This window comes from Mesorhizobium sp. A556, from assembly GCF_054489545.1.
The window spans coordinates 31,129-46,042 of sequence record NZ_JBTMXA010000009.1 but is presented as its reverse complement, the minus strand read 5'-3'; the positions used below and the strand labels follow the sequence as shown (position 1 = coordinate 46,042).

Here is a 14,914-nt window from a genome sequence, read left to right as displayed (position 1 = left end):
GGTATCGTTTTGGAGGAGGAGAAACCAGGATGGCTGAACCGCGCACCGAAGCGCCGCACCAGAATGCGACAGGACTGGACACCGAGACCCCCGACGCTATTTTATCCGCCTTGGCCAACGGCCAGATCGAGGCGGCTGCGAGCGTTCGCAACGCCATTCCAGCCATCGCTTCCGCTGCCGAAATCGTCGCCGAAAAACTCCGGCGTGGTGGCAGGGTCGCCTACGCCGCCGCTGGCAGTTCCGGCCTGATGGCGCTGGCCGATGCGCTTGAATTGCCGGGTACGTTCGGCATAGCGCGCGACCGCATCGCCATCCTGATCGCTGGCGGCGACCAGGCGTTCAAGACGCTTGCGGGCGGACCCGAGGACGATGTCGACGAAGCGGCGCGGGCCGTCGCCGAGGCGGCTTTGGGGGCAAACGACTGCCTGATCACCATCTCCGCCAGCGGGACCACACCCTATACGGTGCGGGCGCTGGAAGAAGCCAAGCGCCGGGGTACGGCGACCATCGCCATCGCCAATAATGCCGGCACGCCACTGCTGGAGCTAGCCTATGTCGCCATCCTGCTGGAGACGCCGCCGGAAGTGATCGCGGGCTCGACCCGAATGGGTGCCGGCACCGCGCAAAAAATAGCGCTCAACATGCTGTCGACGCTCGCCGCCATTCATCTCGGCCATGTCCATGACGGCCATATGGTCAACCTCCTCGCCGACAACATCAAATTGCGCGAGCGCGCCGCACGCATCGTTTCGGCCATTACCGGACGTGACGGCGATGAAGCCCGCCGCCTGCTCGACACCAGCGGCGGCGCGGTCAAGATTGCCGTGCTGCTGGCGTCGGGCGCGCCCGACGCCGAGGCGGCCGAGAAAATACTGGAAGGAACTGGCCACAGATTGCGGCCTGCCCTTTCCGTTGTCGAGGGGAGCAGACGGTAGCAAGCCGCGATCCTCATCAAAACCGAACCTGACAAAGGTCAACAGGGAGAATGAACATGACACCGAAACTACTGACGGCAGTTTTGCTGGGTTCCAGCATTCTGGGTTCGGCCGGCACGGCTTACGCCGAGGACGTGACGCTGACCATCGAAAGCTGGCGCAACGACGACACCCAGATCTGGCAGAGCCAGATCATCCCGGCTTTCGAAAAGGCCAATCCGGGCATCAAGGTGGTGTTCGCCGCCGCAGCCCCCACCGAATACAACGCCGCGCTCAACGCCAAGCTGGCCGCCGGTTCGGCCGGCGACCTCATCACCTGCCGCCCGTTCGACGCTTCGCTCGATCTCTTCAACAAGGGCTATCTCAGCCCGGTCGACGACATCGACGGCATGAAGAATTTCTCCGATGTCGCCAAGGCGGCATGGCAGACGGACGACGCCAAGACCACGTTCTGCGTGCCGATGGCCTCGGTCATCCATGGCTTCATCTACAACCAGGATGCCTTCGACCAGCTCAAGATCACGCCGCCGAAGACCAGCGACGAGTTCTTCGCCACCCTGCAGAAGATCAAGGACGACGGCACCTTCATCCCGCTCGCCATGGGCACCAAAGACCAGTGGGAAGCCGCCACCATGGCCTACCAGAATATCGGTCCCAACTACTGGCACGGTGAGGAAGGCCGCAAGGCACTGATCGCCGGCACCCAGAAGCTGACCGACGCCGACTGGGTCGCGCCGTTCACGGAACTGGCCAAGTGGGGTCCGTTCATGGGCGACGGTTTCCAGGCGCAGGCCTATCCGGACAGCCAGAACCTGTTCACGCTCGGCCGCGCCGCCATCTACCCGTCCGGCTCGTGGGAAATCTCCGTCTTCAACACGCAGGCGCAGTTCAAGATGGGCGCTTTCCCGCCGCCGCTGCCCAAGGAAGGCGACAAGTGCTACCTCTCCGACCAGCCGGACCACGCGATCGGCATCAACGCCAAGTCGGCACATCCTGAAGAAGCCAAGAAATTCCTGGCCTGGGTGGCTTCCAAGGAATTCGCCGAGATCTACGGCAACGCGCTGCCGGGCTTCTTCCCGCTAACCAGCGAGACGGTGGAACTGAAGGACCCGCTGGCCAAGGAATTCCTGAGCTGGCGCCAGAGCTGCGAGCCGACCATGCGCTCGACCTACCAGATCCTGTCGCGCGGTACGCCCAACCTCGAAAACGAAACCTGGGTAGCCGCCGCCAACGTGATCAACGGCACGGAGACGCCGGAAGCCGCGGCCAAGAAACTGCAGGACGGTCTCGACAGCTGGTACAAGCCGGCCAAGTAGCCGTCAGCGTGTTGCCTCCCCCTCGCGGGGAGGGTCGCAACTGAAGCGAACGGGGTGGGGGTCGAGGACTTCTCGGCATTGACCTCCACCCCGTTTTGCAAGCTACACTCTATTTCGTTTGCTCGCCGCCGCCCCACAATGGGAGGGGTACAAGCCGATGGCTCCGGCGCGCAAGAAGCCTGAATTGACCGGATGGGACCGACCGATGGCCGCAGCGACAAAACCGAAAAGGCCGTTCCGCTGGCACATCGCCGTGTTCCTGGCGCCAGCGGTTTTGATCTACACCGCCATCATGATCCTGCCGCTGGCCGGCACGCTGCAATTCTCTCTGTTTCGCAATGTCGAGCAATCGCAGGTATTTGTCGGCTTCGACAATTTCCGAACGCTGTTCGGCGACCCGCGCTGGTCGACCGGGTTCTGGAACGCGCTGAGAAACAACACCTGGTTCTTCATCGTCCACATGCTGGTGCAAAATCCGATCGGGGTGGTGCTGGCCGCCCTTCTGGCCAGCCCGAGATTGCGCTTTTCAGCCTTCTACCGCACCGCGATCTTCGTGCCGACCATCCTGTCCTTCGTCATTGTCGGCTTCGCCTGGAAGCTGATCCTGTCGCCGCTGTGGGGCGTTGCGCCCAACCTGCTCGATCTGATCGGCATGAAGAGCCTGTTCGCGCCGTGGCTCGGCAAGGAGGCCTATGCGCTGACGACGCTGGCGCTGATCTCGGTGTGGCAGTTCGTCGGCATCCCGATGATGCTGATCTACGCAGCGCTGCTTACCATCCCCGAGGAGGTGATCGAGGCCGCCGAATGCGACGGCGTCACCGGCATGGCGCAGTTCTGGAAGATCAAGTTGCCCCTCATCCTGCCCTCCATCGGCATTATTTCGATCCTGACTTTCGTCGGCAATTTCAACGCCTTCGACCTGATCTACTCGGCGCAGGGCGCGCTTGCCGGCCCGAACTATTCGACCGACATCCTGGGCACTTTCCTCTACCGCGCCTTCTTCGGCTTCCAGTTGCAAATCGGCGATCCGAACATGGGCGCGACCATCGCGACGATGATGTTCCTCATCATCCTGATCGGCGTCGCGACCTATCTGTTCGGCATCCAGACGCGCCTGCGTCGGTATCAGTTCTGAGGGGCGAAGATGAGCCGCGCAACAAAGTCCCTGCCGCGCACCGCCGCTGCCCATGCGGTGCTGATCGCCTATACGGTCATCGCGCTGTTTCCGGTGCTGGTCATCGTCGTCAACTCATTCAAGTCGCGCGCGGCGATCTTCAAGACGCCGCTGGCGCTGCCCGGTCCGGAGACGTTCGATCTCATCGGCTATGCGACCGTGCTGTCGCAGGGCAACTTCCCGCTCTATTTCTGGAACAGCCTGGTGGTCACTGTTGTCTCGCTGTTCTTCGTCCTGCTGTTCGGCGCCATGGCAGCCTTCGCGCTGTCCGAGTACCGCTTTCGCGGCAACACGCTGATGGGCCTCTATCTGGCGCTCGGCATCATGATCCCGATCCGGCTCGCCACCGTCGCCATCCTGCAATTGATGGTGGCGAGCGGGCTGGTCAACACGCTGACGGCGCTGATCCTCGTCTATACCGCGCAAGGCCTGCCATTGGCCGTGTTCATCCTGTCGGAATTCATGAAACTGGTTTCCGACGACCTCAAGAACGCCGGCCGGATAGACGGCCTGTCCGAATACAGGATCTTCTTCCGGCTGGTGCTGCCGCTGGTCCGGCCTTCCATGGCTACCGTTGCCGTCTTCACCATGATCCCGATCTGGAACGATCTGTGGTTTCCGCTGATCCTGGCGCCGTCCGAAAGCACCAAGACGGTGACGCTCGGGGCGCAACTGTTCCTCGGCCAGTTCGTCACCAACTGGAACGCCGTGCTGGCCGCACTTTCGCTCGCCATCCTGCCGGTCATGATCCTCTATTTCATCTTCTCGCGGCAGTTGATCCGCGGCATTACAGCAGGAGCAGTCAAGTGAGCGAACCCATCAGCGTGGTCGTTGCCGGCCTGGGCAATATGGGCCGCAGCCACGCGCTCGCCTATGAAGCCAATCCCGGTTTCCGCATTGCCGCACTGGTCAACCGTTCCGACGTGCCCTTGCCGGCCGAACTGTCAGGCTACGAAATCCGCCGCTCCTTCGATGACGCGCTGCGCGATGAAAAACCGGACGTCGCCTGCATCGCCACCTATTCCGACAGTCACGCCGACTATGCCGTGCGGGCGCTGGAAGCGGGTTGCCACGTCTTCGTGGAAAAGCCGCTGGCGACCACCGTGGCCGACGCGCAGCGCGTGGTCGATGCGGCCAAGGCCAACGGCAAGAAGCTGGTGATCGGCTATATCCTGCGCCACCATCCGTCGTGGATGCGGCTGATCGCGGAAGCGCGCAAACTCGGCGGTCCTTACGTGTTCCGCATGAACCTCAACCAGCAGTCCTCGGGCGCGACCTGGGAAACGCACAAGCAGTTGATGCAGACCACCTCGCCCATCGTCGATTGCGGCGTGCATTATCTCGATGTGATGCTGCAGATCACCGATGCCAGGCCTGTCGAGGTTCGCGGCATGGGGCTGCGGCTGACCGATGAAATCGCTGACGGCATGTATAATTACGGCCATTTACAGGTGCTGTTCGACGACGGCTCGGTCGGCTGGTACGAGGCCGGCTGGGGGCCGATGATTTCCGAAACGGCGTTCTTCGTGAAGGATGTGATCTCGCCCAATGGCTGCGTCTCCATCGTCATGGCGGAGGGCGCGAAATCCGACGACATCGACACCCACACGAAAACCTCGACCATCCGTCTGCATAGTGCCGCGACCGGGGCGGACGGAAAATTCACCAAGCCGGACGAGCTGCTTTCCATGCAGGGCGAGCCCGGCCATCAGGAATTGTGCGACCTCGAACAGGCATTCCTGCTCAAGGCGATCCGCGAAGACATCGATCTTTCGCGCCATATGGACGACGCTGTGCGTTCGCTCGCCGTCTGCCTTGCCGCGGATGAAAGCGTGCGCACCGGCAACGCCGTCAAACTGTAAGGAACAGGCCGTGGGCTCACTGATCATCGAGAATGTGAAAAAGGCGTTCGGCCCGATCGAGGTGCTGAAGGGCATCAACCTCGAGGTGACGGACGGCGAGTTCGTCGTCTTCGTCGGCCCGTCCGGCTGCGGAAAATCAACGCTGCTGCGCGTCATCGCGGGGTTGGAGGATTCGAGTTCGGGCCGCGTCGTCATCGACGGCGACGATGTCAGTTCGACGCCGCCGGCCAAGCGCGGCATCGCCATGGTGTTCCAGACCTACGCGCTCTATCCGCATCTGACGGTAAAGAACAATATGGGTCTCGGCCTCAAGCAGGCCGGCACGCCGGCCGCCGAGATCGACAAGCGCATCGGTGCGGCTTCCACCATGCTATCGCTCGAGCCCTATCTCGGACGCCGTCCGGCCGAACTTTCCGGCGGCCAGCGCCAGCGCGTCGCCATCGGCCGCGCCGTCGTGCGCGAACCGAAACTGTTCCTGTTCGACGAGCCGTTGTCGAACCTCGATGCCGCGCTGCGCGTCAACACAAGGCTGGAAATCGCGCAACTGCATCGCCGCCTGAAGGCGACGATGATTTACGTTACCCACGACCAGGTCGAGGCGATGACGCTGGCCGACAAGATCGTCGTGCTCAATGCCGGCCGAATCGAGCAGATCGGCAAGCCGATGGAGCTTTACAATTCACCGGCAAACGAATTCGTCGCCGGCTTCATCGGCTCGCCGAAGATGAATTTCATCGACGGCGAACGCCTGGGTGAAAGCGTCAAGACGGTGGGGGTCCGGCCGGAACACATCATCGTCAGCCCAGACAGCGGCGCGTGGAAAGGCACGGTCGTCCATGCCGAGCATCTCGGCGCCGACACCAACCTCTATCTCGATTGCGAGAAGACGGGGCTGATCACGGTGCGGTTGTTTGGCGTTTATGACGCCGAGCCAGGGGCGACGCTTTACGCGACGCCAGACCCTGACCGGACATACAGATTCGGGGTGGACGGCATGGCGGTGAAGTAAAAGGCATTTGACTGCCATCCGGGAGGATAAGGCGGGCGATGCAGGCGTCATCCCCGGCGATCGGAGCGAAGCTCCGTGAGACCCGGGACCCATGCCGTGACTTGGCCGGATGGGGCGCGTCGACGCGCAATGCAAATTGTTGCCGTAACGGCGTGGATCCCGGACAACCGCGCCGTCGCTACGCTCCGACGCAGGCTTCCGGGATGACGGCGGTGGTGGTTCTACACGCCAGACTTGAATGTCAGCTTGGGCCGTCAGCCCAAGCGGGCAGCTTGGCCGTCAGCTCAAACGTCCGCCTTGAACGTCTGCTTTTGCGTGCCCAGCCCCTCGATACCCAATTCCACGATATCTCCGGCCTTCAAATAGCACGGCGGCTTCATGCCCATGCCGACGCCGGGCGGCGTGCCGGTCGAGATGACGTCGCCCGGATGCAGGCTCATGAACTGGCTGAGATAGGAAATGAGGAAGGCGACGTTGTACACCATCGTCTTCGACGAGCCGTCCTGCCGGATTTCCCCGTTCACCGTCAGCCACATCTTCAGGTTCTGCGGGTCGGCCACCTCGTCCTTTGTCACCAGCCACGGTCCGATAGGCCCAAACGTGTCGCAGGATTTGCCCTTGGTCCACTGGCCCTGCCGCTCTGTCTGGAAGGCGCGCTCGGAAACGTCGTGCGACACGCAGTAGCCAGCTACGTAATCGAGCGCCTCGGCCTCGGAGACGTATTTGGCCGTCTTGCCGATGACGACGCCAAGTTCAACTTCCCAATCGGTCTTTTCCGAACCGCGCGGGATCAGCACGGCGTCGTTCGGGCCGACGATGGCCGAGGACGCCTTCATGAACACGACCGGCTCGGACGGGACGGCCGCGCCGGTTTCGGCGGCATGGTCGGAATAATTCAGGCCGATGCAGATGAATTTGCCGACACTGGCAACGCAGGCGCCGATACGCGGACTACCCGAGACCGCCGGCAGCGATGCCGGATCGAGTTTCGCAAGCGCGCCAAGCGATGCCGGATCCAGCGCCTTGCCGCCAATGTCGGGCACGTGCTTCGACAGATCGCGGATCACCCCATCCGTATCGAGCAAGCCGGGCTTTTCGGCACCCACATCGCCGTAGCGTAGCAATTTCATGTTTTTTTCCCTTTTAGAGCGACCAGCCGCCATCAATATTATAGGCCTGCCCTGTCGTATAGGCCGCGCCGGCGAGATAGACGGCGAGATCGGCGATCTCTTCCGCCGTGCCGAGACGCCCGATGGGCTGGCGCGCGATGAAGGCGGCGCGGGACGTTTCGTAGTCGCCGGCGGCGCGCATGCGGCCTTCCAGCGACGGACTTTCGACGGTACCGGGGCAAATGGCGTTGCAGCGGATGCCCTTGCCGATGAAATCGGCCGCAACCGCCTTGGTCAAACCGATGACGGCCGCCTTGGTAAGGCCGTAGGCAAAGCGATTGGGCACGCCTTTCTGCGAGCTTGCCACCGACGACATGTTGATGATCGCGCCATCGCCGCGCTCCAGCATGCCGGGCAGCGCCGCCCGAATGGTCCGCACCATGGCGCGCACATTGAGGTCGAGCGCGAAGTCGAGGTCGGCATCCTTCATCTCGAGGATCGATCCGGAATGAACGAAGCCGGCGCAGTTGAACAAGACGTCGATCCTGCCGATGTCCGAGAAGGCCGACCTGACGGCGACGTCGTCCAGAACGTCGAGTTTTCGCGTTGCAACGCCGGCCGTCTTGCCCAATTCGGCAAGCAGCGGCTCGTTGATGTCGGTGGCATGGACCTTCGCGCCGGCCGCCGCGAAGGCAAGCGCGCTGGCGCGGCCGATGCCCTGCGCCGCCGCCGTAATCACCACCGTCTTGCCTGTCAGATGAGCCGTCATTCCGCTGCCTCCCGGATCGCGCGCTGGCGTCGCGGCGCATGGTTTCATGGCACGGCGGCGCTTATATTTGTTTTTTCTGGTTAAAGAACATATTGGGCGGCGTCAACCGATGTTCCAGCGCGAACCCGGGACAGTGCCGTCCTACAATTGGCACAGCACATGCGTGAACAGACGGTCACGCGGGTTGTAGTCGCGGTGCACGCCGATGAAGTGCTGTTGCGTGACGGTGATGACCGACAGATGGGCGACGATGAATGTACGAAAACCCATGCCGCTGCCACCGGATATCTGCACCGCCGACAGCATGAGCGTTCCGGATGCGTCGTAGCCCAGTATATAGGGTTCGGCCGTGCGGGTGCCGTCCTTGTAGACAAAGGACAGGACCCGCCGGTTCCTGATCGCCTGGCAGATGGTGTCGCTGGCCAGCACCGCCGTCTCCCGTCTTCCCCGCGAGGAAATAGGACGCTTAACCGTCAGAACCACCAGAAAGGCCGGATGTGGTTGGCGGGATCAACCGACGAAGGCGCGTTCGACTACAAAGCTTGCCGGATTGGCCAGCGAGCCTTCGCGAAAGCCGAGAGTTTCCGCTATTTCCTTGACGTCCTTGAGCATGTGCATCGAGCCGCAGATCATGATGCGGTCGGTTTCGGGATCGAGTTTTTCAATGCCGAGATCGGCGTAGAATTTTCCCGAGCCGATCAGCGCGGTGATGCGGCCCACGCGGGAGGATTCCTCGCGCGTCGTCGAATTGTAGAGGGTGACGCGGCCATGGACGAGTTCGCCGATCAGCGGATCGTTCTCCAGTGCGGCGACCAGTTCCTGCCCATAAGTCAATTCGGCATTGTCGCGGCAGGTATGGGTGAGGACCACCTGCTCGAACTTTTCATAGGTCTCGGGGTCGCGCAGCACGCTGGCGAAGGGCGCGATGCCGGTGCCGGTCGAGATCATGAACAGGCGCTTTGCGGGCGTCAGCGCATCCAGCACCAGGGTGCCGGTCGATTTCTGGCGCATGATGACGGTGTCGCCGGGTTTGATCCTCTGCAGCTTGGAGGTCAGCGGGCCGTCCGGAACCTTGATCGAAAAGAATTCGAGTTCCTCGTCCCAATTCGGGCTGGCGATCGAATAGGCCCGAAAAACCGGCTTCTCGGCATTGGGCAGGCCGATCATGACAAACTCGCCGGAACGGAAGCGCAGCGATTGCGGCCGGGTGATGCGGAACGAGAACAGCCGGTCGGTGTAGTGCCGCACGGACACCACCTTCTCGGCGTGAACATTGGCCGGGATTGGATAGTTCGAGACTTCAGCCTCAGCCGCTTCGACCGCCGAAAGATGCTGCATGTACCATTTCCTGATTGGTGCCGGCGAAAGGCCGCCTGACTTTCAACTGCCACAAACGGACGCGTTCTGGCAGGGCAACCTGCCCTTGTAATTAGTCCATATCCGATAATTGGGTCAAGATCGCGCCCGGAAACGGCTTTCCAATTTGGGCCGCTCCAACAGTCGAACTGTTTCAATCCTCGGGCACGAAAGAGAATTCGGCGATCCTACGGTACGATCCTGCCTCAACACCACGAAAATTCCTGACGGCGGCGGAGGGCGCATCGGCGCGTATCCATCCACCGTTCATTTGAAAATTCCTGTGTTCTAAACCGATGTTTTTGCTATTGTCAGACGATTCCAGACCGATCCACGGCTGGATCTGAACGACAACTGCACAGCCAAGGGGAACGGCCCATGCTTAAAGAATTCCAAGAATTCATCTCCAAGGGCAACGTCATGGACCTGGCGGTCGGTGTCATCATCGGCGCCGCATTCGGCAAGATCGTCGATTCACTGGTCAACGACATCATCATGCCGATCGTCGGCGCGATTTTCGGCGGACTGGACTTCAACAACTACTTCTTTGGGCTTTCGTCGACCGTTACTGCAACTTCGCTGGCCGCGGCGAAGGAGCAAGGCGCGGTATTGGCCTATGGCAGCTTCCTGACCGTGGTACTGAACTTCCTGATCCTCGCATGGATCATTTTCCTGATGGTCAAGGGCGTCAACAATATGCGCCGGCGTCTCGAGCGCGAAAAGCCTGCCGCCCCGGCAGCACCGCCGCCCGCCGACGTTGCGCTGCTCACGGAAATCCGCGATCTGCTTGCCAGAAAGTAATCGCTGCTTTTGACTGGATCAAAAACCCGGTCGCTTGCGGCCGGGGTTTCTGCTTTTGCCGCTTGATGGATTGAACGCATGAACCTGATCGGAACTTTGCGCGCGGAAGCGCGCGCTGCCCCCGAAAGCGGCATCGTCGCCGTGGCAAACCATGGCCGTGGCCGCGAGGGGCTGATCCCGCTTTGGGTCGGCGAAGGCGACCTGCCGACGCCGGCGTTCATCACCGACGCGGCAGCAACAGCCCTGACGGGCGGCGAAACCTTCTACACCTGGCAAAAAGGCATTCCCGATTTGCGCCAGGCGCTTGCCCGCTACTATCAGCGGCATTTCGGCAGGGGTTTCAGCGAAGACGAATTCATTGTTACCGGCTCGGGCATGCACGCGATCCAGCTGGCGCTGGCGGCGATCGCCGGCAAGGATGACGAGGTCGTCTATCTGTCGCCGTCCTGGCCGAATTTTCCTGCCGCCACTGAGTTGGCGGGTGCGCGGGCGGTTGCGGTCAAACTCGACTGTTCCGACAATGGCTGGTCCTGCGATGTCGAAAAGATCGAGGCGTCGGTTACGCCGCGCACCCGGGCGATCTTTGTAAACTCCCCCTCCAATCCGACAGGCTGGACCGCCGACAGGCAGACACTGCAGGCGATCCTCGACCTTGCCCGGCGCAAGGGGCTCTGGATCATCGCCGACGAAATCTACTCGCGCTTCTATTACGACGGCGGACGGGCGCCCTCCTTCCTCGACATCGCAGGCGAGGAAGACCGCATCCTCTTCGTCAACAGCTTTTCCAAGAACTGGGCGATGACCGGCTGGCGCGTGGGTTGGGTCAAAACACACCCGGCGCTTCAATCCGTTTTCGAAAACCTGATCCAGTATTCGACGTCGGGCGTGGCGCAGTTCATGCAGCGCGGCGCGGTCGCCGCCCTCGACAAGGGCGATCCCTTCGTCACCGAGCAGGTGGACCGGGCAAGAATGGCGCGCGATCTGGTCTGCGCGATCCTTGCCGACACCGGGCGCGCCCGTTTCACGGTGCCACCGGGGGCGTTCTACCTGTTCTTCTCGATCGATGGCATTACTGACTCGCGGGCCGCGGCCTTCGACATGGTCGACCGCGCCAATGTCGGCCTTGCGCCCGGATCGGCATTCGGCACAGGCGGCGAGCCCTATTTCCGCCTGTGCTTCAATCGACGCCTCGACCAGTTGGAAGAGGCCGCCGAGCGGCTGGCGAAATGGATGCGGACGACGTGATCCGCTACCTCAGGTTTTTTCCGGGGCCGGTTTGGCGGGTCCGCTATCGTTGTTTTCCATGTCCTTGACGATACCCATGAAGCTGCGCAGGAAGCGCTCCATATAACCCATCGTCTTGTTGAACTCCTCCTCGGTGGGCAGCTTGGATTCGAGGCGTGCCGATAACGAGTTTTCCAGTGTCGCCACGCGCGTGTCGAGCGCCTTCACCGATGTCTGGAGGCGGTCGATCTCATCTTGAAAGGCAGCGCGTTCGTCGGCGGCCGTCCGGCAGACCAACTGGCCGTTCTGATCCTTGCATGTCGACATGGCGCCGGTCTGCGTATCCATGCGGACATAGCCGTCAGCCGATTTCTCCAACCGGTAACGGCCGCTGTCGTCGGCCTGTGCCGATGCCGTGACCAGCAAGGCAGTCGCGGCAGGAACAATGAGGTGTTGAAGACGCATCTCTTCCTCCATCGGTCGGTCGGTCGAGATTATCGCATGTTTCCGGCTGAAATGGGGAAGACCTTTGCCCTGCCCTTTCCCGCAGCCCGCATTGAGACTATAGCGCAGGCATGGCACAGACCATCTACAAGATATGCCCCGCAAGCCTTTGGCGCGAAGCGGAAAAGACACGCCGCTTCCTCGGCGCGCCGGTCGACATCGCCGACGGCTTCATTCATTTCTCCACAGCGGCGCAAGCGCGGGAAACGGCGGCAAAGCATTTTTCCGGGCAGGACGGCCTGTTGCTGGTCGCCGTCGACGGCGACCGCCTGGGCGATGCGTTGAAATATGAGCCGTCACGGGGCGGCGCGCTGTTTCCTCATCTTTACGGCGTTCTCGACCTCGACGCCGTAAGTTGGGTTCGCGCCTTGCCGCTTGCCGCCGACGGCCTACATGAATTTCCTGAAATGGATGGCCAATAAGCGTGCTCGATAAAATCGGCCAGAAAATCCTGTTCGCGCTGGACCCGGAAACGGCGCATGGCCTGTCCATCGCCGCGCTGAAAAGCGGGCTTCCAATCAGGACCGGCAGACCCGCCGACAGCCGGCTGAAGACAAGCCTATGCGGCATCGATTTTCCCAATCCGCTGGGCATGGCGGCCGGCTACGACAAGAATGCGGAAGTGCCCGACGCCCTGCTGGGCCTGGGCTTCGGGTTTGCCGAAGTTGGTACGGTGACGCCGCTGGCACAAGCCGGAAATCGCAAGCCGCGCATCTTCCGGCTTGTCGAAGACGAGGCCGTCATCAACCGGTTGGGCTTCAACAATGAGGGACACGAGGCGATGGAGCGCCGGCTGGTCGCCCGCAAAGGACGAGGCGGCATCGTCGGCGTCAATATCGGCGCCAACAAGGATAGCGCCGATCGGATCGGTGACTATGAACTCGGCATTCGCCGTTTCGCCCCGCATGCGTCCTATCTGACGGTCAACATCTCGTCTCCCAACACGCCCGGCCTGCGCGCCATGCAGGGGCAAGAGCAGCTTGCCGAACTGCTCGTGCGCGTCATGACGGCGAGAGCGGAAGCTTCCGCGCAGCCGCCGATCTTCCTCAAGATCGCGCCCGACCTTGTCGAAGCGGAACTCGAAGCCATCGCCGCCGAGGTGACGGCCAAGCAGGTGGACGGCGTCATCGTCTCCAACACCACGCTGGCGCGGCAGGACCTTCGCAGCAGGAGCGCTACCAGTGAAGCCGGTGGCCTTTCGGGAAAGCCGCTGTTCGAGCGCTCGACCATCGTGCTGGCCAAAATGCGCAAATTGCTCGGTCCCGACAGAGCCATCATCGGCGCAGGCGGTGTCGGCTCCACTGAAGCGGCGTTGGAGAAAATCCGGGCCGGCGCCGATCTGGTCCAGCTTTATACGGGCATGATCTATGCCGGGCCGGGCCTGCCGGCGCGCATCGTTTCCGGCATGGCCGAATTCGTCGGCAAGGAAGGCCTGCCGTCGATCCGCGACCTACGCGACAGCGACCTGTATCTCTGGGCGGCCAAGCCGCTTTAGAAGGGTGGCTTTAAAAGGCGGTTCGCACGCGCAGGCGCAATATAGCCAGCAGGCCGAACCCGCGCATCAGCAAAAAGATGTGCAGCGCCATCCACAGGCCGTTGTTGCCGAAAGGCGCCAGCGCCAGCATTGCGATCACAAAGGCCGCCAGGGACAGCAGCATCATGTTGCGCATGTCGCGCGACCATGTCGCCCCGATGAATATCCCGTCCATCTCGAACGCCAGCACGCCGCTCAGCGCCGTAAGTGCCGCCCATGGCAAATAGGCCGAGGCGACGGCGCGTACGTCCGGCGACGTGGTGATGAGGCCGATCAGGCTGTCGCCCGCCAGCAGCAGAACCAACATGGCCGCTGCCGCCAGTGCGAACCCCCAGATCAGCGTCAGGCGCACGGCCTGCCGAAATGCGGCCTCCGCACGGGCACCGATGGCCCGCCCCGCCAGCTGTTCGGCGGCGGTGGCGAAACCGTCGAGGAAAAAGCTGGCGACCATGAAGAAATTCATCAGCACCGCATTGGCGGCCAGCGTCACCGTGCCGAACTGCGCACCGTGGCGGGTAAACAGGGCAAAGGCCGCCAGCAGCGAGAACGAGCGGATCATGATGTCGCGGTTGAGCGCCATGGTGGCCACGAAGGCGCCTATGTTGAGCAGGCGGGCTTTCGACACGCGCGGCATACTCGCAAAGCGGCGGCTGAGGATGACCAGCCCGGCCAGCGCGGCGATGAATTCGCCCGAGACGGTTCCCCAGGCGACGCCCGAGACGCCCCAGCCCAATTTCAGGCCGAGCACGATGGAAAGGACGATGTTGATGCCGTTGAGAACGAGTTGCAGGAGCAGGCCGAGCCTGCCCTCGCCGCGGCCCAGCACATAGCCGAGGACGGCGTAATTGATCAGCGAGAACGGCGCACCGAGCAGGCGGATACGGATATAGGTATCCATGGCCTCGTTGACGCGCGGCTCAGTGCCCATGAACCATTGCCCGCCAAGCGACACGAGCGGCGCACATAGCGCCAGCACCAGACCGACCACGACCGCGATGAGCACGGCGCGCCAGAACACCGCCTGTTCTTCCAGCGTATCGCCACGCCCGAAAGCCTGCGCGACCAGCCCTGTCGTGCCGGAGCGCAGGAAATTGAAAGTGGTGAAGACCACGTCGAAGACAAGCGCGCCGGCAGCAAGTCCGCCAAGCAGGGCCGCATCGCCGAACTGACCGATCACGGCCGTATCGACAAGGCCAAGCAGCGGCGTCGTCAGATAGGCAAGCGTCATCGGTACGGCAATCGCCAGTACCGAGCGGTTCGAAACCGTAAACGGCCGGGCAGCCAATGTCGAAGCCTGATCCAGGGCAGCTTTCCTCAAGAA

The 14,914-nt window shown here is 62.3% G+C and carries 16 protein-coding genes; 10 read left to right on the top strand and 6 right to left on the bottom strand.

The window, feature by feature from the left end; all coding sequences use genetic code 11:
* The first annotated feature begins 29 nt into the window (after nucleotides 1-29).
* The 6 genes from ACX3P0_RS17465 to ACX3P0_RS17440 all read left to right on the top strand — a co-directional run bounded on the left by ACX3P0_RS17465 (nucleotide 30) and on the right by ACX3P0_RS17440 (nucleotide 6,296).
* Nucleotides 30-935: an N-acetylmuramic acid 6-phosphate etherase gene (locus ACX3P0_RS17465; RefSeq protein WP_459090421.1), complete on the top strand. Its 906-nt coding sequence runs from the start codon at nucleotides 30-32 to the stop codon at nucleotides 933-935.
* 56 nt (nucleotides 936-991) lie between these two features.
* Nucleotides 992-2,251, top strand: a complete 1,260-nt coding sequence (locus tag ACX3P0_RS17460) for an ABC transporter substrate-binding protein (protein WP_459090419.1) — start codon at nucleotides 992-994, stop codon at nucleotides 2,249-2,251.
* 205 nt (nucleotides 2,252-2,456) lie between these two features.
* Nucleotides 2,457-3,386 (top strand): carbohydrate ABC transporter permease, encoded by a 930-nt coding sequence (locus ACX3P0_RS17455; RefSeq protein ID WP_459090417.1) that lies wholly within the window; start codon nucleotides 2,457-2,459, stop codon nucleotides 3,384-3,386.
* Between the two features lie 9 nt (nucleotides 3,387-3,395).
* Nucleotides 3,396-4,235 (top strand): carbohydrate ABC transporter permease, encoded by an 840-nt coding sequence (locus tag ACX3P0_RS17450; protein WP_459090415.1) that lies wholly within the window; start codon nucleotides 3,396-3,398, stop codon nucleotides 4,233-4,235.
* Nucleotides 4,232-5,287 carry a Gfo/Idh/MocA family protein gene (locus tag ACX3P0_RS17445; RefSeq protein WP_459090413.1) on the top strand — a complete coding sequence of 352 codons (1,056 nt, stop codon included), beginning with the start codon at nucleotides 4,232-4,234 and terminating at the stop codon, nucleotides 5,285-5,287. Before ACX3P0_RS17450 ends, ACX3P0_RS17445 begins: the two co-directional genes overlap by 4 nt.
* Before the next feature lie 10 nt (nucleotides 5,288-5,297).
* Nucleotides 5,298-6,296, top strand: coding sequence for an ABC transporter ATP-binding protein (locus ACX3P0_RS17440; RefSeq protein ID WP_459090411.1), 999 nt, complete (start codon nucleotides 5,298-5,300; stop codon nucleotides 6,294-6,296).
* 284 nt (nucleotides 6,297-6,580) lie between these two features.
* Here the strand turns inward: ACX3P0_RS17440 and ACX3P0_RS17435 are convergent, their stop codons facing one another.
* The 4 genes from ACX3P0_RS17435 to ACX3P0_RS17420 form a co-directional block, all read right to left on the bottom strand.
* Nucleotides 6,581-7,426: a fumarylacetoacetate hydrolase family protein gene (locus tag ACX3P0_RS17435; protein ID WP_459090409.1), complete on the bottom strand. Its 846-nt coding sequence runs from the start codon at nucleotides 7,424-7,426 to the stop codon at nucleotides 6,581-6,583.
* A gap of 13 nt (nucleotides 7,427-7,439) precedes the next feature.
* The gene (locus ACX3P0_RS17430) at nucleotides 7,440-8,174 is read right to left on the bottom strand and encodes an SDR family oxidoreductase (RefSeq protein ID WP_459090407.1); all 735 of its coding nucleotides are present in this window, start codon (nucleotides 8,172-8,174) and stop codon (nucleotides 7,440-7,442) included.
* Between the two features lie 141 nt (nucleotides 8,175-8,315).
* Nucleotides 8,316-8,603, bottom strand: a complete 288-nt coding sequence (locus ACX3P0_RS17425; RefSeq protein ID WP_459090405.1) for a hypothetical protein — start codon at nucleotides 8,601-8,603, stop codon at nucleotides 8,316-8,318.
* Nucleotides 8,604-8,684: 81 nt separating this feature from the next.
* Nucleotides 8,685-9,512: a ferredoxin--NADP reductase gene (locus tag ACX3P0_RS17420; RefSeq protein ID WP_459090402.1), complete on the bottom strand. Its 828-nt coding sequence runs from the start codon at nucleotides 9,510-9,512 to the stop codon at nucleotides 8,685-8,687.
* A 396-nt stretch (nucleotides 9,513-9,908) separates the two neighbouring features.
* Here ACX3P0_RS17420 and mscL point away from each other — a divergent pair, with 396 nt between their 5' ends.
* Together mscL and ACX3P0_RS17410 are read left to right on the top strand one after the other, a co-directional pair.
* Nucleotides 9,909-10,331: a large conductance mechanosensitive channel protein MscL gene (gene mscL, locus ACX3P0_RS17415; RefSeq protein WP_459080336.1), complete on the top strand. Its 423-nt coding sequence runs from the start codon at nucleotides 9,909-9,911 to the stop codon at nucleotides 10,329-10,331.
* A 78-nt stretch (nucleotides 10,332-10,409) separates the two neighbouring features.
* A complete protein-coding gene (locus ACX3P0_RS17410) occupies nucleotides 10,410-11,576 on the top strand; it encodes a pyridoxal phosphate-dependent aminotransferase (RefSeq protein WP_459090400.1) in 1,167 nt (388 codons plus the stop codon).
* Nucleotides 11,577-11,585: 9 nt separating this feature from the next.
* On the opposite strand, the gene ACX3P0_RS17405 is transcribed toward ACX3P0_RS17410, so the two are convergent.
* A complete protein-coding gene (locus ACX3P0_RS17405) occupies nucleotides 11,586-12,020 on the bottom strand; it encodes a hypothetical protein (RefSeq protein WP_459090398.1) in 435 nt (144 codons plus the stop codon).
* A gap of 110 nt (nucleotides 12,021-12,130) precedes the next feature.
* Between ACX3P0_RS17405 and ACX3P0_RS17400 the strand changes: the two genes are divergently transcribed.
* Entirely contained in the window at nucleotides 12,131-12,481 is a 351-nt protein-coding gene (locus ACX3P0_RS17400) for a DUF952 domain-containing protein (RefSeq protein WP_459080339.1), read from the top strand.
* Nucleotides 12,478-13,554 carry a quinone-dependent dihydroorotate dehydrogenase gene (locus tag ACX3P0_RS17395; protein WP_459090644.1) on the top strand — a complete coding sequence of 359 codons (1,077 nt, stop codon included), beginning with the start codon at nucleotides 12,478-12,480 and terminating at the stop codon, nucleotides 13,552-13,554. Before ACX3P0_RS17400 ends, ACX3P0_RS17395 begins: the two co-directional genes overlap by 4 nt.
* A 10-nt stretch (nucleotides 13,555-13,564) precedes the next feature.
* Here the strand turns inward: ACX3P0_RS17395 and ACX3P0_RS17390 are convergent, their stop codons facing one another.
* The gene (locus ACX3P0_RS17390; RefSeq protein WP_459090396.1) at nucleotides 13,565-14,911 is read right to left on the bottom strand and encodes an MATE family efflux transporter; all 1,347 of its coding nucleotides are present in this window, start codon (nucleotides 14,909-14,911) and stop codon (nucleotides 13,565-13,567) included.
* Nucleotides 14,912-14,914: the final 3 nt, after the last annotated feature.